Below are 24,487 nucleotides of genomic sequence, written 5' to 3'. Positions count from 1 at the left end.
GCTATTCACACTCCCTCAGCCGAGATACAGCCTCGGTCAGCGTAAAGGCTTTCGTATACAGGGCCTTGCCGACGATAGCCCCGCCGACACCTTCCCCGGCATAACGATGCAGGGCAGTCAAATCATCGAGCACGCTCACCCCGCCGGAGGCGATCACTGTTTTTCCAGTGGCACGGGTCAGTGCGAAAATCTCCTCCACATTCGGGCCTGTGAGGGTGCCATCGCGGGCGATATCCGTGTAAATAAAGGTCTCCGCTCCGTATTGGGCGAGCCGGTTTGCCAGTTCAGTAGCACTCACGTCGGTCGTCGTCAGCCAGCCTCGCGTCGCCACCATGCCGCCCCTGCAGTCAAGCCCGATGGCAATCTTTTCTCTGTAGCGTCGGAGAATCCTCTCGGTAAATGGCTCGTCTTCGATCGCCGCTGTCCCGAGGATGACGCGGGAAACTCCTGCCTCCAGATAGTCATTGATATGTTCTTCCGTGCGAATCCCTCCGCCTACCTGCACAGGAACACTCACAGACCGGGCGATTGTTTTGATCAGCTCTCCATTGACCGGCAGCCCTTCCTTGGCTCCATCGAGGTCAACCAGGTGAATCCAGGAAGCGCCTTGGGCCACCCACTCCCTGGCCATTTCCAGAGGCGAGTCGGCATAAACGGTCTCCTGCGCGTAGTCTCCCTGAAACAGACGGACGCATTTGCCGCCGCGAATATCGATAGCCGGATAGATCGTAAAGCTCGTACTCATGCCTTTTCCCCCTTACACAGTTCAGCAAAATTGGCCAGCAGCCTCATCCCCGTCTCGCCGCTCTTTTCCGGGTGGAATTGCATGCCGTACACCTGATCTTGCCCGACGATGGCTGTCACCTGCTGATGGTACTCCGTCGTTGCCAGCAGGACCTTCTCATCGCTTACCCGGACATGGTAGGAGTGGACGAAGTAGACGTAATCGCCGCTTTTCACTCCGCTGAGCAGTGGATGCTCCGCTCGCATATGAAGCTGGTTCCAGCCCATATGCGGCACCTTGTAGTCTCCTTCAAAGCGTACGGCCTTTCCGCCAATCAGTCCCAGTCCTGCTGCGACTCCGTGTTCTGTGCTTTGTTCGAACAAAAGCTGCATGCCAAGGCAAATTCCCAGGATGGGACGTCCGGAAGCCGCGTACGAGCGAATGCCCTCTTCCAGCTCCAGCTCACGAATGTTTTTCATGGCATCCCCGAAGGCCCCGACTCCTGGAAGGATGGCTCCCGAAAGGCCTTCTAGCCGCTCCGGTCTGGAGACAAATTCATAGGAGCAGCCGAGCCTTTCCAGCGCTTTTCCCAAGCTGTACAAATTGCCCATGCCGTAGTCGATGATTCCGATCATCTTACAAAACTCCTTTTGTAGACGGGACTCCTTTGACCCGCGGGTCGATACTCGTCGCTTCATCCAATGCTCGCGCCAGCGCTTTGAAAATCGCTTCGATCATGTGGTGGGTATTGTGGCCATAATGCAGGATGACGTGCAGATTGATCCGGGCTTCCAGGGCAAACTTCCAAAGAAATTCATGCACTAGCTCCGTCGGGAATTGCCCCACGACAGGAGACGGATATGCAGCCCGGTATTCCAGATGGGGACGGTTGCTGATATCGATGACCACCTGCGCCAAAGCGTCGTCCATCGGGACAAAGGCGTTGCCGTAGCGCTTGATCCCCTTTTTGTCGCCAAGCGCTTCCCGCAGTGCTTGCCCGAGACAAATGCCGATATCTTCTACGGTATGGTGGTAGTCGATCTCGATGTCTCCCTTCGCCTTGACGGTGAGGTCAAAATGGCCGTGCCGGGCAAACAAGTCCAGCATATGGTCGAGGAACGGCACGCCGGAATCCTGTTTGCTCTCTCCGCTCCCGTCGACCGCAAATGCCAGCGCAATATCGGTTTCGTTGGTTGTCCGCGCGATCTGCGCGTTTCGCTTGATTATCTCGATCATGACTGTTCACGCTCCCCGTCTTCTTTGGCGAAATCATAAAGCCGCTCCTGGATCGCACGTCCGTGGGCATGCAAGCCCTCCTGCCAAGCCAGCGCGACGATTTTGCGGCCGTTTGCCTGCAAATCCTGTCTGCTGTAGGAAACGACGCTCGATTTTTTGATAAAGTCATCCACGGACAGCGGCGAGGAAAAGCGGGCCGTACCATTGGTCGGGATGACGTGATTCGTGCCTGCAAAATAATCGCCGACCGGCTCCGATGAGTAAGGCCCGAGAAAAATCGCTCCGGCGTTCTCCACCCTGCCCAACTGGTCAAACGGGTTTTCCACCATCAGCTCCAAATGCTCGGGGGCCAATCGGTTGACGACGGCAAAGCCTTCATCCAAGTCCTGCACGAGCAAAATCGCGCCAAAGTCCCGCAACGCCGCTTCCGCGATGGAACGGCGGGGCAGATCTTCCAGCTGCCGCTCCAATTCGCGGGCCGTGGCCTCTGCCAGCGACGGCGACGGGGTAACCAGCACGGCCGCCGACATCGGATCGTGCTCCGCCTGTGACAGCAGGTCAGCCGCAACATAGCGAGGATTGGCCGTATCGTCAGCGAGTACCACAATCTCGCTCGGGCCGGCAACCATGTCAATGCTGACGAGACCAAAGACTTCCCGCTTCGCGAGTGCAACATAAATGTTGCCCGGACCGACAATTTTATCTGCCGGCTTGATTTGCTCCGTCCCGTAGGTGAGGGCGGCAATGGCCTGGGCACCGCCCACCTTGTAGATTTCGTTGACACCGGCAATGCGCGCCGCTACGAGAATCGCCGGATTTACTTTTCCATCCGCACCCGGAGGGGTGGTGATAACGACTTCGGGCACACCGGCGATTTTGGCCGGGACTGCATTCATCAGTACGCTGGAAGGGTAGGCAGCCGTACCGCCCGGAACGTAAAGCCCGACTCGCTGCAACGGCCGCACGATCTGACCCAGAAGCGTTCCGCTGTCCCTCATGGCAAACCAGGATTGGCGGACCTGCCGCTGGTGGTAGTCGCGAATGTTTTCCGCCGCTTCTTCCAGTGCCGCTTTCACTTCGGCACAGACCAGCTCCTCCGCTTCCCGCAACTCCGACTCGCTGACGCGAAACTGCTCCAATCGTACTTTGTCAAAACGCTCTGTATAAGCGCGGACAGCTTCGTCGCCCTTTTTCCGTACCTCCGCCAGAATGGATTGGACGGCTTGCCGCTGTTCCTCGGTCCCTGCTTCGACGGAACGCCTGGCATCGTATTTGTCTGCTCGCACGATTCGAATCATTTTGCTCCCCTCTCCCTTTCCCGCATCATTACCGGGGGATCACTTCCAGAAATTTTTGGGCAATGTCGTCAACGGCTTCACTTTTCATCCGGTAGCTCGCCCGATTGGCGATCAACCGCGTCGTAATCTCGCATATATGCTCCAGCTCGACCAGCCCGTTTTCCTTCAAGGTCCGGCCGGTAGAGACAATATCGACGATCCGGTCGGCCAGGCCGATCAACGGGGCGAGCTCGACGGAACCGTTCAGCTTGATTACTTCTACCTGCTGCCCCTGCTCACGGAAATACCGGGATGCGATCCGCGGGTACTTGGTCGCTACCCGCGGCGCCTCAGTGGGTGTCCAGTCCTCAAGCCCCGCGACCACCATCCGGCAGTAGCCGATCTGCAAATTCAACAGCTCGTAGACGTCACGCTCCTCTTCCAGCAGGACGTCCTTGCCCACGACGCCGACGTCTGCCACCCCGTACTCCACATAGGTAGGCACGTCTGTCGGCTTTGCGAGAATAAACTCCAGACTCGTGTTCTTCACAGGGATAATCAATTTTCGCGAATCCTGCAGCTCGGCTGTCACCTCCATGCCCGCCTGCTGCAAAAAGGCAACCGCTTCTTCAAAAATCCTGCCCTTCGGCATGGCAATCGTCAGTTTGCGCTCGTTGTCAGACAGACTCATCTCTCATTCCTCCTGTTCCGTCAGGCTGATCACGCTGTATTCCGCATGCTCGCTCCACACCAATGCTTCTGTCCGGTCCTTTACCCGTCTCGTCTCTACGATCTGCCCCTCCCGGCGCATTCGCTGAGCTTCTGCGAAAGCCTTGGCCCGGTATTCATCCGTATAGAACAATAGCACATGCTGTTTTTCCGGCGAGGCCAACGCAGGCGTCACCTGCAACAGCCGATCCATTTTGATTGCGAATCCGGTCGCTGGCGCAGGACGCCCAAATTGTTCAAGCAGCCGGTCGTATCTGCCGCCTCCCAGCAGCGGCGAGCCCAGGTCGGCCGCATATCCTTCAAACACGACACCCGTGTAGTAATTCATGTTGCTGATCAGGTTGAAATCAAGCAGCAGCGCCTCTGTTACTCCGTATGCCTCCAGTGCAGCCCAAAGCGAAGCAACCGTCTCAACGGCCCGGCGAGCCCTTCCGTTTACCGTCAGCTGGCGGGCCTCTTCGATCTTCCCTTTGCCCCCGCGCAGACGTAAAAGCGCCTCCAGCCGTTTCTTTTCCTCTGCTGAAAGGTTAAGACGCTCCGTCAACTGACGAAAGCCGACGAAATCCCGCTCGTACAGAAAGCGGCGGAATTGGGACCGGTCTTCCTCGTCAGCGACCGTCTCCTCCAGAAGACCTTCCACAAAGTCAACATGGCCGATCGCGATCCGAAACGTTTCAACCCCTGACGCCTGCAAGCAAAAGACTGCCAACGCAATCGCCTCGGCGTCAGCATCTACGGAAGCATCGCCGATCAGTTCGATTCCCGTCTGGAAAAATTCAGCATTGCGCCCCGCCTCTTTTTCCTGGGCCCGAAAAACATTGGTCTGGTAAAACAGCCGAATCGGCAGTGGAACGTCTTTATATAAGGACGAAACGACCCGCGCTATAGGCGATGTCATATCGGGGCGGAGCACAACCGTATGCCCCTGTTTATCCAACAGCCGAAACATTCTGTCAGTGAGCGTAACACTTGCGGCACCTACCGTATCGTAGTACTCCAGTGACGGGGTCATGATCTCTCTGTACCCCCAGCGCTCGATGCAATCCCGCAGCTCGCGCTCCAAATGCCGTTGTTTGGCCAGTGATTCCGGCAATATGTCCCGCATGCCCAAAGGCTTTTCAAATCCCAACGGCTTTGTCATCGCATGTCCCTCCGAATCCATTCGCTTTACTCTGCTAATATGGTAGCAAACTAAAGTGTTAGTAGAAGATTAACATGTTGCCATCTGTCGGTCAACTGCGGCATTTATAGTCTGAATATTCCGTTTGTTGTTGGCAGTCTTAATCTGAATCAACAGTCCTTCCCTTATTGCTTTGTATGTACGGCTTCCTCTAAAGCGGCTGTGGCGAAGAGAAGCCTGTTTCCATTCTGCGCTCCGGTCTACGTCCCGCAAGGAAGCTATGACTGTCCGCTCCGCAATGGTCCCGAGGGAATCGCAAAACGACGCGTAGCTGCAGAGTGAATTCATAGGTTGCGATTCTGTTTCCTCGTGACCATTGCTCCACTGGGCTGGACTTCGCTAGTCGCTCCGACTGGAAACAGGCTTCTCCAGCGAGCAGAACTGCTTCCCCGAGCTTTGAAAAGCATGCAGGGTCGTTCAGGTTGGCTAAGGTTCATGGCAAGCTTTGTCAGTTGGTGCCTGCAGATTGTCTAAAGGCTCACAACAAACCTGATCCAGGTAAGCTGAAGGGGGCTCTTTGAGACGAAAACTCTTTTCAAACGAACCTTTTTTCGAACGAAGCTCTTTCAAACCAACCTCTTTCAAACCAACCTCTTTCAAACCAACCTCTTTCAAACCAGTTCGGCCATTAGCCCGAACTGGTTTTCGTAAAGAAAACCAACAGTGTAGAGATGAAAATGGAGAAAACCGCGAAGGTCTTTGGGACACCTCCCAGGCAGAATGGAAAAAGCAAAACACGCTTTTAGCGTCCAACTCTGAGACGCCCCCTCGAGCAGGCTGCTTTTGGACGCGGTTTTGCTTTTGGAATGGAGCCGGCCAGTCCAGCCCCCTCGCAGTGTCCCACCGAACCTTGAGCGGTTTTCTCCTTTTTCATCTCTTCCACTACAGCCTGTCCAACCGCCAACATAAAACCCGCAACGAAGTTCAAACGAAAGCCCCGCTTTAATAACAAGTGACGATTACAAACAAAACAAAACCGCCGATTACCCGGCGGTTCGAATGCTTACAGCTCTGCTATGTTGTTGTCTGCTCCACGGTTTGCTGCTCAATCCCTTCCCGAATGATCTGCATCGGATTGCCGCCCACAAACGCTCCGGGAGGAACATCCTTGTGAACGACCGTACCGGCAGCCACGATCGCCCCTTCGCCGACGGTCACTCCCGGCAAAATGGTGCTGTTCGCTCCGATCAGCACTCGGTCTTCGATTCGGACCTCTCCCAAGCGGTACTCATCTACCAGGTACTCGTGAGCAAGAATGGTCGTATTGTAGCCGATCACACAATTGCGGCCGATCTTGATCAGCTCCGGAAACATAATATCCATCATGACCATCAAGGCTACCGCTGTCTTTTCTCCGATTTCCATACGCAGAAAAGTCCGGTAGAGCCAGTTTTTCCAGGAGAGAAACGGCGTGTATCGGGCAATCTGGATGACGACAAAACTCTTGACCACTTTCCAAAAGCTAACGGTTTGGTACAACTGCCACAACGGATTCGCCCCGTGGACGGGAAATCGTTTGGTCTTTCTGCTCATCTACTCGTCCCTTTCGCGTGTGCCTTCCACAAGATGTTTGAAAAAAGTCTCTCGCACAAGCTCTCTTACAAGTCGGAATCGGTGTCCTCCAAAATCATATCGGACTGCTTTTTGGAAAAATGGACCGCGGCGTTGTACCCCATCCGCTTCAGCCTGAAGTTCATCGCGGCCACTTCGATGATGACCGCCAAGTTGCGGCCAGGGCGGACAGGCACCGTGATGATCGGGATTTCCGTGTCCATAATCTTGATCGTCTCTTCGTCCAGTCCGAGTCGTTCGTATTGCTTATGCGGCTCCCACAGCTCCAGTTGGACCACCATGGCGATATTTTTTACATTCCGTACAGCACCCGCTCCAAACATCGTCATCACATTGATAATGCCCACGCCGCGGATTTCAAGCAAATGCTGAATCAGCTCAGGAGCGCTTCCGACCAACTGTTCACCCTGAGTCTGGCGAATTTCCACCGCGTCATCAGCCACGAGACGATGCCCCCGCTTTACCAGCTCCAGGGCGGCCTCGCTTTTTCCAATCCCGCTCGAACCCATAATCAGTACGCCTACCCCGTAGATGTCCGTCAATACACCGTGAATGGTGGTCGTCGGAGCCAGCCGGTTCTCCAGGTAATTGGTGACTTTGCCTACCAACGTAGTGGTCGCGAGCGAGGATTGGAGGACAGGAAGACCGCGTTCATTGGATATCTCCAGTATTTCTTCCGGCACCTGCAGGTTGCGGGTCACACAGAAACAAGGGGTTTCCTCTTGCATGAGAAATCGCATGCGTTCCAGCCGTTCTTCCCTGGTGAGCGTCTCGAAAAAGTTAATTTCGGTCAACCCGAACAGTTGAATGCGTTCTGCGGCGTAATACGAGTAATAGCCAGCTAGCTGAAGACCAGGACGGCTTAGGTCTGTTACCGTTATCTCTCTTCCCAGTCCTTCTTCACCGCTTAGCAGCTTCATGTTGAAATGATCCATCAGGTGACTTACTTTTGTTTTTCTCACTCGTCTTCCCCTCCAAGTCTATTGCGCTCGTCCCGATTTTGTATCCTCATTGTATCGAAAGAGCCGGCAGCTCTCAACATCGGACTATTCAAACTCTTCTAACATCATTTACATTAATCGACTTATTTCATAAGATAGAATTAGTGTTTCATCTTTGTTACATACTCTCTGCTATACTATAGTTACATAATTGCCCCCGTTTTTCGTATGTGTGTTACAGATTGAGAGGAGGCAAGGCAATTGGATTTCCTGCTCCGTTTCTTCCTAATAGATGTACCTGAAGCCTTCTTGCTTCTGACAATCGGTTTTGCCATATTCAATCAATCTCCGGTTGCTCATCTGAAGAAAACTGTCGTTTTTTGTATGCTGTTCGCTATTGCAGGGGAGTCGCTCAGCTTTCTCAACGTCCCCTATCAACCAAAAATTGTCACGATGCTTCTTTTTACCTATCTGTTTATTCTTTTTCTCTTTAGAGCAAAGATATTTATGGCGGTTTCCATGACGATTGCCTCAATTGGTAGCATGATCCTCGCAGAATTCGTAATTTTGATGCTGTTAAACAGCCAGCAGATTTACGGATTTGACATTCTTACCACATCATTTCTACAGCATTTTGCAGGATTTCTTTATTTATTTGTCTTGGCTCTTTTGGCCTTTTTTCTGCGAATGCTCAAGATCGATTTGCGCAGGATGGTTCCGCAAAACCGTCATAACCGTTACCTGTTCATGCTGATTTTGATTGGTAGCATTGAATTTTTGTTGATCTTGTTTATGAATACTTCATTTTTTATCAGGGGAAACAATTCTCCATTGCTTCAATTCTACACGACACAATATCAGCTATTCTTTCAACTTGTCATTCTGTTCTTGTTTATTGTGATCGTCTACCTGTTCCGAATTTACGTCAACCTGACGATTAACCGCGTCGAGACCGAAACGGAGACTCCTTATCTGCAAAGCATCAACGACCTTTTGACCGCGATCCGGTCCATCAAGCACGATTCTCTCAACCACTACACGGCTATCAATGGCTTCCTGAAGGAAGGCATGCATGATATGGGCAAAGAATACGTGCAGCAGCTTCTGCAGGAAACGGTGTCCATCGAGCAAGCAGTAGAAAACAGTGTCCAAGTTTTGGAAGGCATTCAAAACCCGGCCATTTCTGCTCTGTTTCAATCCAAAATGGCTATTTGCATCGCCGAACGAATATCGTGCGACATCAAAATCTTCGGGACTCATCAGTTTTCTTTCATTCGAACGTATGACCTGATCAAGATTATCGGCAACCTTTTCGACAATGCTATCCGAGCCTCCTCCTACGAGCTCGAGGAGAACCGTTACATAAAGCTGGAATGGGGTTATTCCGAGGGTGAGCAATACCTTTATATCGAAAATAGCGGACCTACGATTCCAAAAGAGAAGCTGCAGGCTATTTTCCAACTGGGATATACAACGAAAACCAATGGAGAAGGAGGGGTCGGGCTCGCTGTCGTCAAATCCGTGACCGAACGATATGGCGGCAAGATTCAGGTTCAATCGGAACAAGGCGTCACCAGCTTTCGAATTTCCTTTGGCTTGTAAAAAGGAGTGTTTCCATGGGATGGATGGAAAAGACATCGAAGCGGATCGCAAGAAAAATCATGTCTGAAGATACGATTCATACAGAGGAGGAGCTGTCACACGGAATTGAAATCTTTCTTCTAAATCTATTAAACGTGATGTTTCTGTTCCTTGTCTCAATCCTTCTTGGCATCGTCGGGGAAGTTTTTCTCCTAACCACTATCTACTTTCTGCATCGTCTCTTTACCGGGGGTGTTCACATGAGCACACCCGGGTCTTGTCTCATCGTCGGGACAGCAACTTTGTCAGGAGCAGGATATGTGATGGCTCATCTCCCCGTACTTACCACATCTTTGGCCTATTTCTGGATTGTCATTTCTATGGGGGCAGCCTTTCTGATCAATGTGAAATATGCTCCTGCCGCCCACACTTATTTGCCTACCAATGAAAGAGTCAGACAAATCAGCAAAAAAGTGATCCTATTTCTGATTACGATAGGTTGCACTTTCATACTTTTTCTGGTAGTATATTACCAGAAAATAGCATTGATATATTCGCTTGCTGTTTTTCTGCAGTCGCTGCACCTCCATCCGGTTTCGTATCGTATGGTGGCCGGCCTGGAACAAATGTTAAGAAAGGGTGGTACGTTATGAAGAAATTGCGTAAACTGACGTCAGATTTCTTTGCATCCTTGTCTGCCTTGCATGTTGCCGGTGTATTAAAGGGGGGGTTCCTCTACGAACCGATTCCTCCTTCTCAGCGGGAAAAACAGCAGTAGTCTCTTACGATTTTATTACGATCTTAAAAATGCAAGAGGGTGTTCCCGAAGCAAGCGGGGCCCCTTTTTTACATGAAAAAGCGGCTGTCACTTCGGAAAGACTTTCAAATGAAGACAGCCGCTTTCTTTTTCCTGATATCGTTCAGCCAGTCTTCCGGTTTTTCCAGTCAACTGGCGACAACCCGTCGTGTCCTCTCTTTCAACGCTGCCTACTTCTTTTTGCTGAGGACACCTTCAATGATCCATCCAAACAAGCTCATCAGCACCGCTGCCATCAGAACCGTCCAGAATGATCCCGGCCAGTTCCCCACCTCAAAGCCATCGATCAAATAGGCCGTCAGCGCAAAGGTGAGCGTATTTATCACAAACCAAAACAGCCCCAGCGTCAAAAAGTGGAGCGGCAAGGAAAAGAAAACCAGGATCGGCCTGATAAACGTGTTGACCAATCCCAAAATGAAAGCTGCCCACACCGCTACACCAAAACTGGAGAGGGTAATCGCCTCAAACCACTGGCTAATCAGCAGCAGGGCTGCACCGTTTAACAAAAGCTTGACTATCCACCGAATCATCCGTCTCCCCTCCTTCCCTCTTGATTCAGAAGCTGGCAAATTTGTCCCTAAAGCATCCCATGCAGTTCTTTCTTCCATTGTGCAAAAAAAAGCTCCATAAAGGTGTGTCGCTCTTCTGCTATACGACGAGCCGTGCTCGTCATCAGTCGTTCTTGTATGCGGCTGAGCTTCCACTCGTACTCCCTGGCTGGAGTGTGCACGGAAGGGTCATCGGAGACAATCGGCTGTCCGATTACTCCCGAGTAGGCGAAGGCACGGGCAATCCCGATCGCGCCGATTGAGTCCAGTTTGTCGGCATCGAATAAGATCTTGTCCTCTAGCGAAGTCGGAGGCCGCTCCTTGCGAAAACGGTGTGCAAGAATCACCTGCTGGACAAGCGCTGCTTGTTCTTCGGAATAACCGTACTCAGTCAGCAGCTCCGGCACGAGGCGTGCGCTGATTTCCGCATGGCACTCTCCCGTCCGCCTCTCTTCCGCACGTCCAATGTCGTGGAGCAAGGCAGCCAGCCGAAGAATTTGCATATCTGCGCCTTCCTCGCGTCCGATCCGCTCACAAAGCCCGATGACGCGCAAGTTATGCTGCCAATCATGGGCCGGGTCCTGGCCGTCGAAAAATCGCTCCGCTTTTTTTACCAGGCCCTCTGGCAAGGAAGCCAGCGCTTCTTTCACGAGCTCCATCTCTTTGCACTCTCCCTTTACATCCATCAACTGGTTGAGTGTTTTGACCAGTGACAAAACAATCGATCATTTGAATGGAATCCTCTTTACTTCATCGGAAAGAAAACCCGGAGCGATTACTCCGGGCTGTATCGTGCATCTCTTGAAGAGCGTTCTTATTTCGTTTTCGCCTGTATGTGCCTGCTTGGAAATATAAACACATTTTGTTGATATCTTTGTGCAAATTTGGATGACGCACCTATAGTCCATTATACTCACAAGCACTCCCGCTCATGTCAGTTGCGCTTACTTGGAGACGAGCTCCTCCCATCTTGCGACTGTACGAGCGCGGTCGCGTTCCAGGATAGGCTTCAGGAACTGGCCCGTGTAAGAGCCCTGTACCTCCGCCAACTCCTCAGGCGTTCCCGTCCCTACGATTTGTCCGCCGCGGGTACCGCCTTCAGGTCCCAAATCGATGATGTGATCCACTGTCTTGATAACGTCCAGGTTGTGCTCGATTACCAGCACCGTATCCCCGTTTTCCACCAACCGCTGAAGCACTTTCAGCAAGCGGTCAATATCGTCAGTGTGTAGCCCGGTCGTCGGTTCATCCAGGATATAAAGGGTACGGCCGGAGCTGCGGCGGTACAACTCCGACGCCAGCTTGACGCGCTGCGCTTCCCCGCCCGAGAGCGTAGTGGCCGGCTGTCCCAGCTTCATGTAGCCCAGCCCCACGTCGAGCAAGGTTTGCAGCTTCCGCTCGATCCTCGGCAGGTTGCGGAAGTACTCCAGCGAATCCTCAATCGTCATTTCCAGGACGTCGGCAATGCTTTTCCCTTTGTACTTCACTTCCAGCGTCTCCCGATTGTAGCGCTTGCCGTGGCAAACCTCGCAGGGTACGTAGACGTCGGGCAGGAAATGCATTTCAATCTTGATGATCCCGTCACCGCTGCACGCTTCGCAGCGGCCGCCCTTTACGTTGAAGCTGAAGCGGCCCTTTTTGTAGCCGCGGACCTTCGCTTCGTTGGTCGAGGCAAACAGGTCGCGGATATCGTCAAACACGCCGGTATACGTGGCAGGGTTGGATCGCGGCGTGCGTCCGATCGGCGACTGGTCGATATCGATCACCTTGTCGAGGTGCTCCAGACCCGTGATCCGACGGTGCTCGCCCGGCTTTGCCTTGGCCCGGTTGAGCTCGCGTGCCAGCGCCTTGTGCAAAATCTCGTTGATCAACGTGCTCTTTCCAGAACCGGAAACGCCTGTGACAGCGACAAACAGGCCGAGCGGAATTTTCACGGTGACGTTTTTCAGGTTGTTTTCCTTTGCTCCCTCGATGGTTAGCCATTTGCCGTTTGGCTTGCGGCGCTCCATCGGAACCGGAATGAACTTGCGTCCGCTCAAGTAAGCGCCCGTCAAAGAATCGGGGTTCTCCATCACTTCCTGCGGTGTACCTGCAGCGATGACTTTGCCGCCGTGAATACCGGCACCTGGTCCAATGTCGATGATGTAGTCGCAAGCCATCATCGTATCCTCGTCGTGCTCTACGACGATCAGCGTATTGCCCAGCTTGGTCATATGCTCCAGCGTCTTGATCAGGCGGGCGTTGTCGCGCTGATGGAGACCGATGCTCGGCTCGTCCAGGATATAGAGAACGCCCATCAGACTGGAACCGATCTGGGTAGCAAGCCGGATGCGCTGCGCCTCCCCTCCGGAAAGGGTTCCCGCCGCACGGCTCAGCGTCAGGTAGTCCAGTCCGACGTCGATCAGGAAGTTGAGGCGCGCCTTGATTTCCTTGACGATCAGGTTGGCGATCTTCATTTCCTTCTCAGTCAGATCCAGTGTGTCGATAAACTCGTACGCGTCGGTGATGGACAAATCGGTCAGTTCGGAAATGCTGCGACCGCCCACCCGAACGGCCAGACTTTCCTGACGAAGGCGATGTCCTTTGCAGACAGGACAATGCTTCTGGCTCATGAAGCCTTCGATTTGTTCGCGAATATAGTCGGAGCTGGTCTCCAGATGGCGGCGCTGCAAATTGATCACGACTCCCTCGAAAGGAACGGTCGCCTCTCTGACCTGGCCAAACTCGTTTTCGTAGCGGAACTGGATTTTTTCTCCCTGGCTGCCGTACATCAGGATTTGCTTGTGCTCCTCTGGAAGCTCCTCGTACGGAATGTCCATCCGAATGTCAAAATGACGGCAAGCGGACTCCAGAAGCTGCTGATAGTACGTCGAGGACTTCGGCTCCCAGGCTCCGATGGCACCGTCGGCAAGCGACTTGGTGACGTCGGGTACAACCATGTCCGGGTCCACTTCCAGTTTGACGCCCAGACCATCGCACTCCGGGCAGGCGCCGAATGGGCTGTTGAACGAAAACATGCGCGGCTCCAGCTCGCCGATGGAAAATCCGCAGATCGGGCAGGAGTGCTTTTCACTGAACAACAGCTCTTCCTGCTCCATGACATCGACGATCACCTTTCCATCGGCCAGACGAAGCGCGGTCTCCAGCGAATCGGCCAGCCGCGCCTGAACGTCCGGCTTGACGACAATCCGGTCCACGACGACCTCAATGCTGTGCTTTTTGTTTTTCTCCAGCTTGATCTCCTCGGACAAATCGCGAATCTCGCCATCTACCCGCACGCGGACAAAGCCCTGCTTGCGGATGTCCTCCAGGAGCTTGACGTGCTCTCCTTTGCGTCCCTGAACCATCGGGGCCAAGATTTGCAGCCGGGTACGCTCAGGGTACTCCATCACGCGGTCGACCATCTGCTCAACCGTCTGGGACTGAATCTCGATGCCGTGTTCGGGACAGATCGCTCTCCCGATGCGCGCGTACAAAAGGCGCAGGTAATCGTAAATCTCGGTAACAGTCCCTACTGTAGATCGCGGGTTGCGGCTCGTCGTCTTCTGGTCGATCGAAATGGCAGGGGACAAGCCTTCGATGGAGTCGACGTCCGGCTTGTCCATCTGCCCGAGAAATTGACGGGCATAGGCGGACAGCGACTCCACATACCGCCGCTGTCCTTCGGCGTAAATCGTATCAAATGCAAGCGATGACTTCCCTGATCCCGACAACCCCGTCAGCACGACAAACTTGTCGCGAGGAATGACGACATCGACGTTTTTCAGGTTGTGGGCACGGGCACCTTTCACCACAATATGTTCCAATGGCATGCAATTCCCTCTCCTTAGAGCTCTGACTTCAGCTCAAGAATCAAATCACGCAATTCGGCTGCTCGCTCAAACATGAGGTTGCGCGCCGCTTCCTTCATTTCTTCTTCCATTCGCTCAATCACCTGGATGCGATCCTTCTTCGGCATCTTTTTAAAGTCGGCATGCGGCAGGTAATCTGCCTTCTCTTCCGCTACCTTGGTCGCTTCGATGACTTCGCGGACAGCCTTCTTGACCGTTTGCGGCGTAATTCCGTTCTTTTCGTTGTATTCTGTCTGGATTTTGCGGCGCCGTTCCGTCTCGCTGATCGCCGCCTTCATCGAATCGGTTATTCGGTCGGCGTACATGATGACGCGTCCCTCGGCGTTCCGGGCAGCGCGTCCGATCGTCTGGATCAGGGAGCGCTCGTTGCGCAGGAAGCCCTCTTTGTCCGCGTCGAGGATGGCGACGAGCGAAACTTCCGGCAAGTCGAGCCCCTCCCGCAGCAGGTTGATCCCGATCAGCACGTCAAATTCCCCCAGACGCAAGGAACGCAAAATTTGCATCCGCTCGATCGTCTTGATGTCGGAGTGCAAATAGCGAACCTTGATGCCGATATCCTTCAGGTAATCGGTCAGATCTTCCGCCATCTTTTTCGTCAAGGTCGTCACCAAAACCCGTTCGTCCTTGGCGATGGTGGCCTGAATCTCGCCGATCAGATCGTCGATTTGCCCCTTGATCGGGCGGACGGTCACAGTCGGGTCCACCAGACCCGTCGGGCGAATAACCTGTTGGACGACTTCCGGACAGTGCTCAAGCTCGTAGGGACCCGGGGTCGCGGAAATGTAGATCGCCTGCTTCAGCTTCGCTTCGAATTCCTCGAATTTCAGCGGTCTGTTGTCTCTCGCTGACGGCAGACGGAAGCCGTGCTCTACGAGAACATCCTTGCGTGCCCGGTCACCGTTGTACATGGCACGTACCTGGGGCAGGGTCATATGCGACTCGTCCATAACGACGAGAAAGTCGTCGGGAAAATAATCGATCAGTGTATACGGCGCGTGTCCTTCCGGCAAGCCGGTCAGATGGCGGGAGTAGTTTTCAATCCCGGAGCAGAAGCCCATCTCCATCATCATCTCGATGTCGTAGCGGGTGCGCTGCTCCAGACGCTGCGCTTCCAGCAGCTTGCCTGCCGCGCGAAACTCCGCGAGCCTCGCCTCCAGCTCCATCTCGATGCTTTGGACGGCGCGCTTCATTTTTTCTTCGCGCGTTACGTAGTGGGAAGCTGGGAAAATCGCTACATGATCGCGCTGCCCGAGGATTTCCCCGGTCAGGACATCAATCTCTGTGATCCGTTCGATTTCATCGCCGAAAAACTCGACGCGGATCGCCTGCTCGCTTTGCGAAGCCGGGAAGATTTCCACGACGTCTCCCCGTACGCGGAACGTCCCGCGAACGAAGTTGATATCGTTGCGGTCGTACTGGATGTCCACCAGGCGATGAAGGATTTCGTCGCGGCTTTTTTCCATCCCGACCCGAAGCGACAGCAGCAGCTCTCTGTATTCCTCGGGCGAACCCAAGCCGTAAATGCACGACACCGACGCCACGATAATCACGTCACGCCGCTCAAACAACGCGCTGGTCGCGGAGTGGCGCAACTTGTCGATCTCGTCGTTGATGCTGGAATCTTTTTCGATATACGTATCCGATTGGGGAATGTACGCTTCCGGTTGATAGTAATCGTAGTAGCTGACGAAGTATTCCACCGCGTTGTTCGGGAAAAACTCCTTGAACTCGGCACAAAGCTGGGCAGCCAACGTCTTGTTGTGGGCCATTACCAGCGTCGGCTTGTTTACCTGGGCAATTACCTGAGCAATCGTAAAGGTCTTTCCCGTACCGGTCGCGCCCAGCAATGTCTGGTGCCGCTTTCCGGCGAGCACACCCTCCACCAGTCCGGCAATGGCTGTCGGCTGGTCTCCGGACGGCTGAAACTCCGATACCAATTCAAAACGGTCCATTCCCTCGTTCATCTCCTTGTCACATCTCATTTCCATTATAACACAATCATTCAAAAAATAAGCCGCAAATTCGAACAAATGTTTGTCTTTACTCTCAAGCAGATTTTACCGATACATTGTAAAGAAGAATGTGAACGTACTGAAGTACCCGTCAGAGACAGGGAGGACAGCCATGTCAGATACAAACACCGTCAATAACAGCACTCACATACAGCCCCATTTGAGCTATAAAGGCAAAAAGGAGTTTTCCACCGAGCTGGACCAGAATGCCTTTATGAAGCTGATGCTGGAGCAGTTGAAACAGCAGGACCCGCTCTCTCCGATGGACAATTCGCAATTCCTGCAGCAAACGAGCATGATGACCATGGTTGAGAAGCTGACCAAGATGGCCAGCCTGATGGAGCAGTCCAACAACAGCATGCTGACCCTGCGGGAATACGAAGCGCTGGTCGGCAGAACAGCCAGCTACGACATGCAGAAAAAGGACGAAATGACGGGCGAAGTGACCCATGAGAAAAAATCGGGAGTCATCGACGCCGTATACCTCGATCAAGGAAAAATCTACTTCCGCATCCAGGGCGAACAAACGCCAGTCCCCCGCGAATGGATCGAGGGTCTGGAATCGAAAGGCTTGTCCGGAAACAGTCTGGACAACAGCCTGAAGTACGCCGAGATGATCGGAAAAGAAGTGTCCTATACGGAGTCGAAGCAGGTGGACAAGGATGGAAACCCTGACACCACGGACGACGTCACTTCCGTCGATGAAGTCAAAAACGGAGTCATTGTCGGATTCACGATGAAAGACAATGCCGTGCAATTCCAGCTGGACAACGGAACCTCGATCAAGCTGGAAAACATCAAGGGCATGTCGGTCAAGCCGGACAATGTGCGAATGGACAATACCCTCCAATATGCCCAGATGATCGGCTATACAATCACCTATACGGACTCGTCCACCCAACCAGACGGAACGGCATCGACCAGCGAGCTCACAGGTGTGATCAAAGCGGTCAGCATGAAAAATGGCCTGATCGAATTCGTTCTCGACGACGACAAGAAGGTAAAGCTGAACCAAATCATCGGGTACGAAGCGCAGGCATATGCGTAAACAGATTATTGTGTGGATGCTAGCAAACGCATCAGCGAACCGTTGCAAGCAACAAGCCAAAAGCCGTTCGGATTCCATTTCCGAACGGCTTTTCCTTTTGTGCACCCTGCTTTTATTCATCCACGATTACTTTTCCGGTCAAAGCGTCAACATAAACGGTCGTATCCACCCGGAGGTCCGGTCCACAGAAGCAGTGGGCACGCGATTGTCGGAACGACAGATCATACACCAGCTTCCACTCCGGTTTGTCCTCCCGCTTTGACTGCTGCTTCACATACACAAGCTCCAGCGGATATGCTTGCAGCAGGGCATTTAAAGCTGCCTGTTCGGAGATGGCTTGGGTCCGCTCGGGAAATTTCACCTGATCGTAAGGTTCTGTTCTCAGCTCGCGGATGGAGCCGTCCAAAGGATTGACCTCAACGACGTATGCTCCTTCTTCTGCGGTTTGCCCGCTTTTTGCCACAGGCAGTCCCCCAACCACCGGATCTGCCAGCCAAATGCTCCGTTCTTCGTTCCCCGCATCAACAACCCGGAACTGCCGAGTTCCTGCTGGCAGCAGCTTTTCGATCAAGGAGAGAGCTGATTTGAGATCTCTGCTCTTGTCGTTTTTTTTCCGGGGAGACGTCCCATCGTTTTGTTTCATGCTGATCAGCTTGCCCGTCTTGGCCTCAACCTCTACGAGCAGATGATATCTGTTCTCTCCCTTTGCATCGTCCGGAAAATTCCCCAGGTGGTACGGCTTCTCCTGATCAGCGACATCTTTGGCAAACATCCCCCAGATATAGATACGGTGCTGTTCTCCGTTTTCCATGTTCTTTGAAATAACCGACAACGGCCATTTATCTACGTCTGCGCGGGCGATTTCCTTGGCGAATGCTTTTACCTCCGCCTCAGTCTTCAAAGCGGCGTAGCTGCCTTTTCCTGCTAAGGAGACCATTTGCGGCTTTTTCTGAGGGGCCTGCATTCGTTTTCCCGTAAAGGCATCGATGGCACTGCCGGTATGCGGGCCTTCCACGATTCCTCCCTTGATGGCATAAACCAGCCTAGCCTGAGGTTGGCGAGCTTCTGCTTCTGACACTGGCGCAGCTTGGTCCGGCAGCAAGTACATCAGCTCCAGCGGCTTGCTTTCTGCAAAGCGCTGGTGAGCCGTGGTCATTGACAGCACGCGCTGCGGCGACGGCATTTCCTTGTGATCGATCGGTTCATAAAGGGCACCGTTGAGCGTGCGAAAGCCAATGATCCGCCCTGTCGCATCGACCGTGACCAAACAGTCGTACGCATCATTCAGCGCTACTTGGTTATGCTTGCGGACAAACCGAACCGTAAACGTACCGTCTTGATCCATTTCGTCTTGGCGAGTTCCGTCCTGACGGGTGACGTCTCGTGCTTCGTATGATTTTCCAAAAGGATGAAGGCCATACAGAAAGGCGGCAGCCCTCGACCTGACGACCTCTTCGGTCAGCAGCCCTGTTTGGTGGGTTGAAGCACCCGACGGCTTCAGCTCCAGCACCAGCAGATTTCCTGATTGACTGTCAAATATCGCCTGATCTTGCGGCTCCCCATCTTTATTTCCTGCCATGATAAACGAGACTCGATCGCCGCTGACGCCGGGACCGTCAACCGGACCATCGTAAACGACTGAGCCGTTTCGCAGCTCAGGAATCAGCCGGGTTACATTTTGAATCCCCTTGGATATCGCTACCGGTACAGGAGTGACCGCTGCCGCCGCTTTTGCTGCTGACGCTTGGCCTGGAGAGGCGAACGGGAATGAAAGCAGACTGGCTGTTATGACAGTTCCGGCGCATAAGCGCAGCGCATGTTTTCTATATCGGTTCATGCAGATTGTATCCCCCTTTATCCACTATCTAAAAAGACGCGTGAAGGGGCTGTCTTGTTACAAAGCGAGTGTATAAAAAAACCGGGAAGTCTGCTCACTTTTGCTTTCTGTAGAGTAGAGAACTGAAACTTTCGGGCGACCGTATGGTCGCCTTGCTCATTTCAGCTCCCCCTCATCAAACCGTACGTGAGGTTTTCCCTCATACGGCTTTCCGATGTTCTTCTTTCTTTGGCATTCGGCTTACTTTATCCGGCTAATTTCAATAAACTACCCTGCGTGTTTTGTATGACCTTCAGCTTTCCGGCATGTTTATTCCGCTTGCTTCTTTTCTTGTTGCAGAAGATTGTAAGGCGTTCAATCACATACCAGTCTATCCGTCTTGCCCATCGTTTGGCGATGGGCGAGATGAAGTAGTAGTTCTTGAACCCCCTTAGCTTGCGATTTAGCCCTTTCACTAGCTCTTCTAGAGACAGAAACAGTTTGTTCCTTGGTGCAGTGTATTCCTTAATTTTACGTCTCATTTCCTTCATTGCTTTCTTAGCTGGTACATGAGACATAGCAAATACCTTGCTCCCCCCTTTGTTGAACACGGGGAATTTGCGATGGTGCAGCCCAAGAAAGTCAAACCCAGTGGAATTGTCCCAAATATTAACGAGTCTAGATTTCTCTTTACTGAGACTAAGCTCCAGCTTGTTTAGAATAGCCATCAGCACTTGAATGCTTTCCAATGCTTCTTGTTTGGTTCTGCACATGATAACGAAGTCATCCGCATAGCGGATAAGTGTGCCAAGATGGGAGAATTGATTTTCCCAAATGGTGTCCATGTAGTTTAGATAGATGTTTGAAAGAAGAGGCGAGATTACCCCTCCTTGCGGAGTTCCCAGTTCTGTTTCATGGAATTGATCATTTTCCATGACCCCAGCCTGCAGCCATTGTCGGATAAGTTTCAGAACACGTCTGTCGCTGATTCTCATTTCGACCAGTTTCATCAACTTCTCATGGTTGATGTTGTCGAAATACCCTTTAATGTCAACATCTACGACCCAATAACACCTCTTGCTTGCTTTGCGTATCTGTGCAATTGCCTGGTGAGCATTTCTTCCTGGCCGAAAGCCATAAGAACAGTCCCGAAAATCAGCTTCAAAGATCGGTTCAATGACTAGCTTAGTAGCCATTTGGACCACCCGATCCTTGATCGTCGGGATGCCGAGTGGACGTTTCTTGCCATCCGGTTTAGGGATGTAAGTTCGACGAACCGGATGTGGACGATACCGCTTTTCTTTTAAATCTAGATAGATCTCGTTAAGAAAACGGCTCTCCCCATACTCCTCCACAATCTGTGCGATGGATTGTCCGTCGATTCCTCCGCTCCCTTTATTTGCTTTTACTCTCCTCCAAGCTGTCGCTAGAATATCCGGGCGGTAGATTTTGTCATACAAGGCATGAAATCGCCGTTTTGAGTTTGCCTTGGCACAAAGATATAGGGTTGTCCAAAGTTGTCGAGCTTTTACATCGGTGTAGTTAGCAAGTTTACTTGCATTCACTCACTCTTACCTCCTTCGACCCGTGAACAAAGCAGGGCTCCTTCCCTCCATAAGGTTGTGTTGTCCTTATGTTCATCGGTACTATGAACCCCTCCGACTCCCTCTCTGCCATCCACCACTTCCCTTACGGTTATAGGTTTCCGTTTTACGCTCCTGACGGGGCGTGCAGAGTAGGGTCTCCCCAGTTCCGTTAACTACTTTCTCAACATACCGCTCCCCATACCCCGAGGGATTCATAGGTGCTGTATTCCAAGTTCTCCACACCGTCCTTGGCCTTCGCCCATATGAAACAAGCTCGGCTTCCCTTTGTCCACCTCTCGGTGGTCTTTCTTAACGAGGCTGCAGGATTCACTTTATGTTACGGCCTGCTGATTTGCTCGCACTCTTTCGAGTTACTTTGTCACAGGGCTTCAACCTTAGGATTTCTCCACCAGTTGCCTGTCAGCTACGAGGTGACTTGGCTCCTGCCTCGGTTGGACTTTCACCAACTAGCAATTAACGGCTTGCTGGGCACGCCCCAATAGAAAAAGCGCAGAGCCTTTGCCCGCGCTTTTTTTGTTGGATAATAAGCCTTCCCTTGGAAGCTGCCTTTACGCTCCGAGATTGATCTTTTCCAGCTTCTGCTTCACTAGTTGAACAACGCTTGCTTGCTGCATATCGACAAACACTCTCGTATTTGCATCCGGCACCACGATAATCCCCAACTGATGGTGGTTGCCGGCGTATACGGCGCACTGGACGAATTTGACCTCGCCATCCAGGGTGAGCACTTCCATCTTGCAGAAGGCGGGATTGACTTGCAAGGCAGGGTACAAATCCTCTTTGTTTCGCACGGATACGCCATTTACCTTGACGATAATTTCTCCCGGCCTGATCCCGATCTCCTCTGCGGGAGTCCCCGGAAGAACTGCCATTACCTTGATTCCCCGCGTGGATTGGATAAAATATGGAGCCTTTTGCCGCTCCTGCCACTGGCTCAGCCAGAATAGACCTTCGTGGCCGATGAGTGCAAACACTGCAGCCAGAAGGATCAGCGGCATCCACAATGCTGCCAGCGCAGTCAATCCGAGCAGCACAACCGCATACAGCGCCAATTGCCTGGATATTTGCCCCGCCCGCTGAGCTGGCGTCTCCGTCTGCGTCAAAGCAGAAAAACCGGTGACCGAAGGGAGCAGCAGCAACGCAAAGGATGCAGCGCCGGGGGCAAAAAACGGCCAGCCCGGATACAGCGATCCGCTAAAGCTTCCCGCCTCTACAGGCACGAACAGCGCAAGCGGCGTCACCCAAAACGAGTGCAGCAGATAAGCCCCGACAATCCGTCCACGCTGTCCCTCCACGAATAGCGGCGACGCATCCCGCCCCCTGTTCCAACGGACCAGAAAGGCCTCAATCAAGTGCATGATGGCTACGAGCGCCAAAAGCGGCACCGGCTTAGCCTGGACGAGCATGCCCCAGAGCAGCCCGATCCCGGGTACGGAAGAGACGTCTGGAAAGACCTTGGCAACTGCGTGAAAAAGCGTCAACAGCCCTGCGCCATAGGCAAAACAGAGAAAGCGCAGCCGGATTAGGGCCAACACTGCCGCAAAGCCCCACAGCAGCCAGAGATCCTGTATTTGTACGGCAACCCCAAGTACGGCCGCCAAAAGAGAAATCAGCAATCCTCCCACGATGCCCATGCCGAGAGAGCGAATCGTCTGCTGGAGGGGGAATTGAATGCGAACGGCAAACAGTTGTCTTTCCAGCAGCATCTGGCGTCGGTAGTGCAAATAAATAAACAGCAGAAACACGTAAAAAACAGGGTTAAAAAGAAAACCGCCAAACCCGGCCAGCACCGATAGAACATCACCTTGCAACGCCATATGCCTCACCTCGCATAAACAGCTTTCGAAAACGTGACGGTGCCAAGCTATTGGCAACGTCATCGCAGCACTCTTCTTGTCAGCTTCAGTCAAAAAAGAAACCACGGCCATTCATAGCCGTGGTAACCATTTCTACGGAAGGCAGGAGATTCCCTGCCTTTTCCGCCTGGATTATTTTGCCTTGTTCTGCTGAGCAACTACTTCGAGCGCCTTTTGCAGTTGAAGGTCATTTTCCGGTTTGCGTATTTCTTCACGCAGACTGTCTTCCATCGCTGTCCGCGTCGCCTGATCAACCTTTCCGGTCGCCGGCAGCTTGTGGGCAGTCTGGAATTTCTTCACGGCCTGCTCCGTCTTCTCGTCAAAGTAACCGTCGTCACGGCCCGGAGAGAGCTTCAGCCCGGTCAGGATCAACTGCAGGTTCTTGACATCGCTGCCCGCCATGTCCCTAGAAAGCACTTTGTCTGTCGGCAATTGAGTCGCGTTGAAGTACGCAGGCTGCTCTACTTTCACGTCAGGTTCGATGCCTTTTTCGTGAATCCAATTGCCTTTTGGCGTCAGCCACTTGGCGATGGTCAGCTTCAACTGGCTCTTGTCGGCCATTTCCATCGTACTTTGGACGGTTCCTTTGCCAAAGGATTTCTCCCCGACGAGCTTGTAGCCTCCGCTTTCGCTCATCGCTCCGGCAAGAATCTCCGACGCGCTCGCGCTGCCGCCGTTGATCAGGACCGCGATCGGGTACGGCTTGGCAGCGTCTGTCTTGGAAAAATACTCTTCGCGCTGTTTGTTGGCAGAACCGTATTCAATTTCGACGATCTTGCCCTTGTTTGGTATCAACGTTTCGCCGATTTCCTTCACAGCCAGCAAATAGCCGCCAGGATTTCCGCGGACGTCAATGATCAAACCGCCGATTCCCTTTTTCTCCAGATCAGTCAACTGATCCGTAAAATGCTTGGATGTGTCGGAGGAGAATTGCGTCAGGCTGATGACTCCCACCTTGACTCCGTTCTTCTCCATGATTTGACTCGTCACTGTCTCAATCGGAATATCGTCGCGGACGCAGACGACCGTGAGCGGCTCTGCTACTCCCGGACGGGCGATCTTCAGGACCGCTTTCGTACCTTTCGGACCGCGGATTTTGGTAACGGCCTGATGGAGATCAAGCCCTTCGAGCGACTCGCCGTTTACGCTGAGAATCTGGTCGTTGGGACGCAAGCCCGCACGTTCGGCCGGGGAGCCCTTAAAGGGCGATACCACGGTCACACGTCCGTTCTGCATCGTCACCTCCGTACCGATTCCCTGGAACGTCGAATGCAGCGTAGAGTTGAATTCTTCCGCCGATGTCGGGTCCATGTAATCGCTGTACGGATCTTTCAGGGAACCGACCATGCCGCCGATAGCCCCTTCAACCAATTGATCCGTCGTCACATCCTGAATGTACTCCTGCTTGATGGCCGAAAACGCATCAAGCAGCTTTTTGAATTCTTTCGGGTATTCCTGGCTCCCGGTGAACAGAGAGCCTGCCGCTGCGGTAACAGCCGTAGCGTTACTCGAACCGGCGGACGTCTTCATCAAACCCATGGTCAAAAAGCTGCTCGCGACCATGGTGACGATCACGAGGGCAAACACGGAACGTCCATTCCATTTCATCGTCACGACACCATCCTTTGTGCTCCCCGGTGGAAAAGGTATGCAGCTAGTGTATGCAAATCTGTCAGGCAATATTTGCCTGAA

Annotated in this window: 20 protein-coding genes; 3 read left to right on the top strand and 17 right to left on the bottom strand. The window is 52.9% G+C overall.

Annotated features, from left to right (window positions below):
• Window position 1: 1 nt before the first annotated feature.
• The 9 genes from hisA to hprK all read right to left on the bottom strand — a co-directional run bounded on the left by hisA (window position 2) and on the right by hprK (window position 7,680).
• Window positions 2-745, bottom strand: a complete 744-nt coding sequence (gene hisA, locus V5G20_RS04060) for a 1-(5-phosphoribosyl)-5-[(5-phosphoribosylamino)methylideneamino]imidazole-4-carboxamide isomerase (RefSeq protein WP_172920883.1) — start codon at window positions 743-745, stop codon at window positions 2-4.
• Window positions 742-1,359, bottom strand: coding sequence for an imidazole glycerol phosphate synthase subunit HisH (hisH, locus tag V5G20_RS04055; RefSeq protein ID WP_122958889.1), 618 nt, complete (start codon window positions 1,357-1,359; stop codon window positions 742-744). The genes hisA and hisH overlap by 4 nt, the downstream gene beginning before the upstream one ends.
• A gap of 1 nt (window position 1,360) precedes the next feature.
• Complete coding sequence (gene hisB, locus V5G20_RS04050; RefSeq protein ID WP_003388245.1) at window positions 1,361-1,960, bottom strand: imidazoleglycerol-phosphate dehydratase HisB; 600 nt, start codon at window positions 1,958-1,960, stop codon at window positions 1,361-1,363.
• On the bottom strand, window positions 1,957-3,258 hold the full coding sequence (gene hisD / locus V5G20_RS04045; RefSeq protein ID WP_171506916.1) for a histidinol dehydrogenase: 1,302 nt from the start codon (window positions 3,256-3,258) through the stop codon (window positions 1,957-1,959). The genes hisB and hisD overlap by 4 nt, the downstream gene beginning before the upstream one ends.
• A gap of 28 nt (window positions 3,259-3,286) precedes the next feature.
• Window positions 3,287-3,928, bottom strand: coding sequence for an ATP phosphoribosyltransferase (hisG, locus tag V5G20_RS04040; RefSeq protein ID WP_122958888.1), 642 nt, complete (start codon window positions 3,926-3,928; stop codon window positions 3,287-3,289).
• A gap of 3 nt (window positions 3,929-3,931) precedes the next feature.
• The gene (locus V5G20_RS04035) at window positions 3,932-5,107 is read right to left on the bottom strand and encodes an ATP phosphoribosyltransferase regulatory subunit (protein WP_039070237.1); all 1,176 of its coding nucleotides are present in this window, start codon (window positions 5,105-5,107) and stop codon (window positions 3,932-3,934) included.
• Between the two features lie 465 nt (window positions 5,108-5,572).
• Complete coding sequence (locus tag V5G20_RS04030; RefSeq protein WP_141334207.1) at window positions 5,573-5,899, bottom strand: hypothetical protein; 327 nt, start codon at window positions 5,897-5,899, stop codon at window positions 5,573-5,575.
• Window positions 5,900-6,160: 261 nt separating this feature from the next.
• On the bottom strand, window positions 6,161-6,679 hold the full coding sequence (locus V5G20_RS04025) for an acyltransferase (protein WP_024985331.1): 519 nt from the start codon (window positions 6,677-6,679) through the stop codon (window positions 6,161-6,163).
• A gap of 65 nt (window positions 6,680-6,744) precedes the next feature.
• Entirely contained in the window at window positions 6,745-7,680 is a 936-nt protein-coding gene (hprK, locus tag V5G20_RS04020; protein ID WP_024985330.1) for an HPr(Ser) kinase/phosphatase, read from the bottom strand.
• Between the two features lie 240 nt (window positions 7,681-7,920).
• Between hprK and V5G20_RS04015 the strand changes: the two genes are divergently transcribed.
• On the top strand, window positions 7,921-9,261 hold the full coding sequence (locus V5G20_RS04015; RefSeq protein WP_031932631.1) for a sensor histidine kinase: 1,341 nt from the start codon (window positions 7,921-7,923) through the stop codon (window positions 9,259-9,261).
• A 14-nt stretch (window positions 9,262-9,275) separates the two neighbouring features.
• The gene (locus V5G20_RS04010) at window positions 9,276-9,893 is read left to right on the top strand and encodes an accessory gene regulator ArgB-like protein (protein WP_122958887.1); all 618 of its coding nucleotides are present in this window, start codon (window positions 9,276-9,278) and stop codon (window positions 9,891-9,893) included.
• A 334-nt stretch (window positions 9,894-10,227) separates the two neighbouring features.
• Here V5G20_RS04010 and V5G20_RS04005 read toward each other — a convergent pair whose 3' ends face one another.
• The 4 genes from V5G20_RS04005 to uvrB all read right to left on the bottom strand — a co-directional run bounded on the left by V5G20_RS04005 (window position 10,228) and on the right by uvrB (window position 16,408).
• Window positions 10,228-10,587, bottom strand: a complete 360-nt coding sequence (locus tag V5G20_RS04005; RefSeq protein WP_003388254.1) for a phage holin family protein — start codon at window positions 10,585-10,587, stop codon at window positions 10,228-10,230.
• Between the two features lie 47 nt (window positions 10,588-10,634).
• Window positions 10,635-11,264, bottom strand: a complete 630-nt coding sequence (locus V5G20_RS04000) for an HD domain-containing protein (protein ID WP_031932632.1) — start codon at window positions 11,262-11,264, stop codon at window positions 10,635-10,637.
• Window positions 11,265-11,549: 285 nt separating this feature from the next.
• Window positions 11,550-14,417: an excinuclease ABC subunit UvrA gene (uvrA, locus tag V5G20_RS03995; protein WP_003388257.1), complete on the bottom strand. Its 2,868-nt coding sequence runs from the start codon at window positions 14,415-14,417 to the stop codon at window positions 11,550-11,552.
• Between the two features lie 14 nt (window positions 14,418-14,431).
• Window positions 14,432-16,408: an excinuclease ABC subunit UvrB gene (gene uvrB / locus V5G20_RS03990; RefSeq protein WP_338463172.1), complete on the bottom strand. Its 1,977-nt coding sequence runs from the start codon at window positions 16,406-16,408 to the stop codon at window positions 14,432-14,434.
• Between the two features lie 172 nt (window positions 16,409-16,580).
• On the opposite strand from uvrB, the gene V5G20_RS03985 reads away from it, so the two are divergent.
• Complete coding sequence (locus V5G20_RS03985) at window positions 16,581-17,516, top strand: flagellar hook assembly protein FlgD (RefSeq protein ID WP_003388259.1); 936 nt, start codon at window positions 16,581-16,583, stop codon at window positions 17,514-17,516.
• Between the two features lie 112 nt (window positions 17,517-17,628).
• On the opposite strand, the gene V5G20_RS03980 is transcribed toward V5G20_RS03985, so the two are convergent.
• The 4 genes from V5G20_RS03980 to V5G20_RS03965 all read right to left on the bottom strand — a co-directional run bounded on the left by V5G20_RS03980 (window position 17,629) and on the right by V5G20_RS03965 (window position 24,403).
• On the bottom strand, window positions 17,629-19,353 hold the full coding sequence (locus V5G20_RS03980; protein ID WP_338463171.1) for a hypothetical protein: 1,725 nt from the start codon (window positions 19,351-19,353) through the stop codon (window positions 17,629-17,631).
• A gap of 245 nt (window positions 19,354-19,598) precedes the next feature.
• Complete coding sequence (gene ltrA / locus V5G20_RS03975; RefSeq protein WP_024985477.1) at window positions 19,599-20,897, bottom strand: group II intron reverse transcriptase/maturase; 1,299 nt, start codon at window positions 20,895-20,897, stop codon at window positions 19,599-19,601.
• Between the two features lie 590 nt (window positions 20,898-21,487).
• The gene (locus V5G20_RS03970) at window positions 21,488-22,756 is read right to left on the bottom strand and encodes a PDZ domain-containing protein (RefSeq protein WP_003388261.1); all 1,269 of its coding nucleotides are present in this window, start codon (window positions 22,754-22,756) and stop codon (window positions 21,488-21,490) included.
• Between the two features lie 171 nt (window positions 22,757-22,927).
• Window positions 22,928-24,403 (bottom strand): S41 family peptidase, encoded by a 1,476-nt coding sequence (locus V5G20_RS03965; RefSeq protein WP_003388262.1) that lies wholly within the window; start codon window positions 24,401-24,403, stop codon window positions 22,928-22,930.
• Window positions 24,404-24,487 lie beyond the last annotated feature (84 nt).

The sequence above is a fragment of the Brevibacillus borstelensis genome (assembly GCF_036700025.1).
GTDB lineage: Bacteria > Bacillota > Bacilli > Brevibacillales > Brevibacillaceae > Brevibacillus > Brevibacillus borstelensis.
This window is presented reverse-complemented; position numbering and strand designations above follow the sequence as displayed.

Coding starts and splice junctions, on each gene's coding strand:
- hisA (WP_172920883.1), bottom strand. CDS start 745: ATGAGTACGAGCTTTACGATCTATCCGGCTATCGATATTCGCGGCGGC.
- hisH (WP_122958889.1), bottom strand. CDS start 1,359: ATGATCGGAATCATCGACTACGGCATGGGCAATTTGTACAGCTTGGGA.
- hisB (WP_003388245.1), bottom strand. CDS start 1,960: ATGATCGAGATAATCAAGCGAAACGCGCAGATCGCGCGGACAACCAAC.
- hisD (WP_171506916.1), bottom strand. CDS start 3,258: ATGATTCGAATCGTGCGAGCAGACAAATACGATGCCAGGCGTTCCGTC.
- hisG (WP_122958888.1), bottom strand. CDS start 3,928: ATGAGTCTGTCTGACAACGAGCGCAAACTGACGATTGCCATGCCGAAG.
- V5G20_RS04035 (WP_039070237.1), bottom strand. CDS start 5,107: ATGACAAAGCCGTTGGGATTTGAAAAGCCTTTGGGCATGCGGGACATA.
- V5G20_RS04025 (WP_024985331.1), bottom strand. CDS start 6,679: ATGAGCAGAAAGACCAAACGATTTCCCGTCCACGGGGCGAATCCGTTG.
- V5G20_RS04010 (WP_122958887.1), top strand. CDS start 9,276: ATGGGATGGATGGAAAAGACATCGAAGCGGATCGCAAGAAAAATCATG.
- V5G20_RS04005 (WP_003388254.1), bottom strand. CDS start 10,587: ATGATTCGGTGGATAGTCAAGCTTTTGTTAAACGGTGCAGCCCTGCTG.
- V5G20_RS04000 (WP_031932632.1), bottom strand. CDS start 11,264: ATGGAGCTCGTGAAAGAAGCGCTGGCTTCCTTGCCAGAGGGCCTGGTA.
- uvrA (WP_003388257.1), bottom strand. CDS start 14,417: ATGCCATTGGAACATATTGTGGTGAAAGGTGCCCGTGCCCACAACCTG.
- uvrB (WP_338463172.1), bottom strand. CDS start 16,408: ATGGACCGTTTTGAATTGGTATCGGAGTTTCAGCCGTCCGGAGACCAG.
- V5G20_RS03985 (WP_003388259.1), top strand. CDS start 16,581: ATGTCAGATACAAACACCGTCAATAACAGCACTCACATACAGCCCCAT.
- V5G20_RS03980 (WP_338463171.1), bottom strand. CDS start 19,353: ATGAACCGATATAGAAAACATGCGCTGCGCTTATGCGCCGGAACTGTC.
- V5G20_RS03970 (WP_003388261.1), bottom strand. CDS start 22,756: ATGGCGTTGCAAGGTGATGTTCTATCGGTGCTGGCCGGGTTTGGCGGT.
- V5G20_RS03965 (WP_003388262.1), bottom strand. CDS start 24,403: ATGAAATGGAATGGACGTTCCGTGTTTGCCCTCGTGATCGTCACCATG.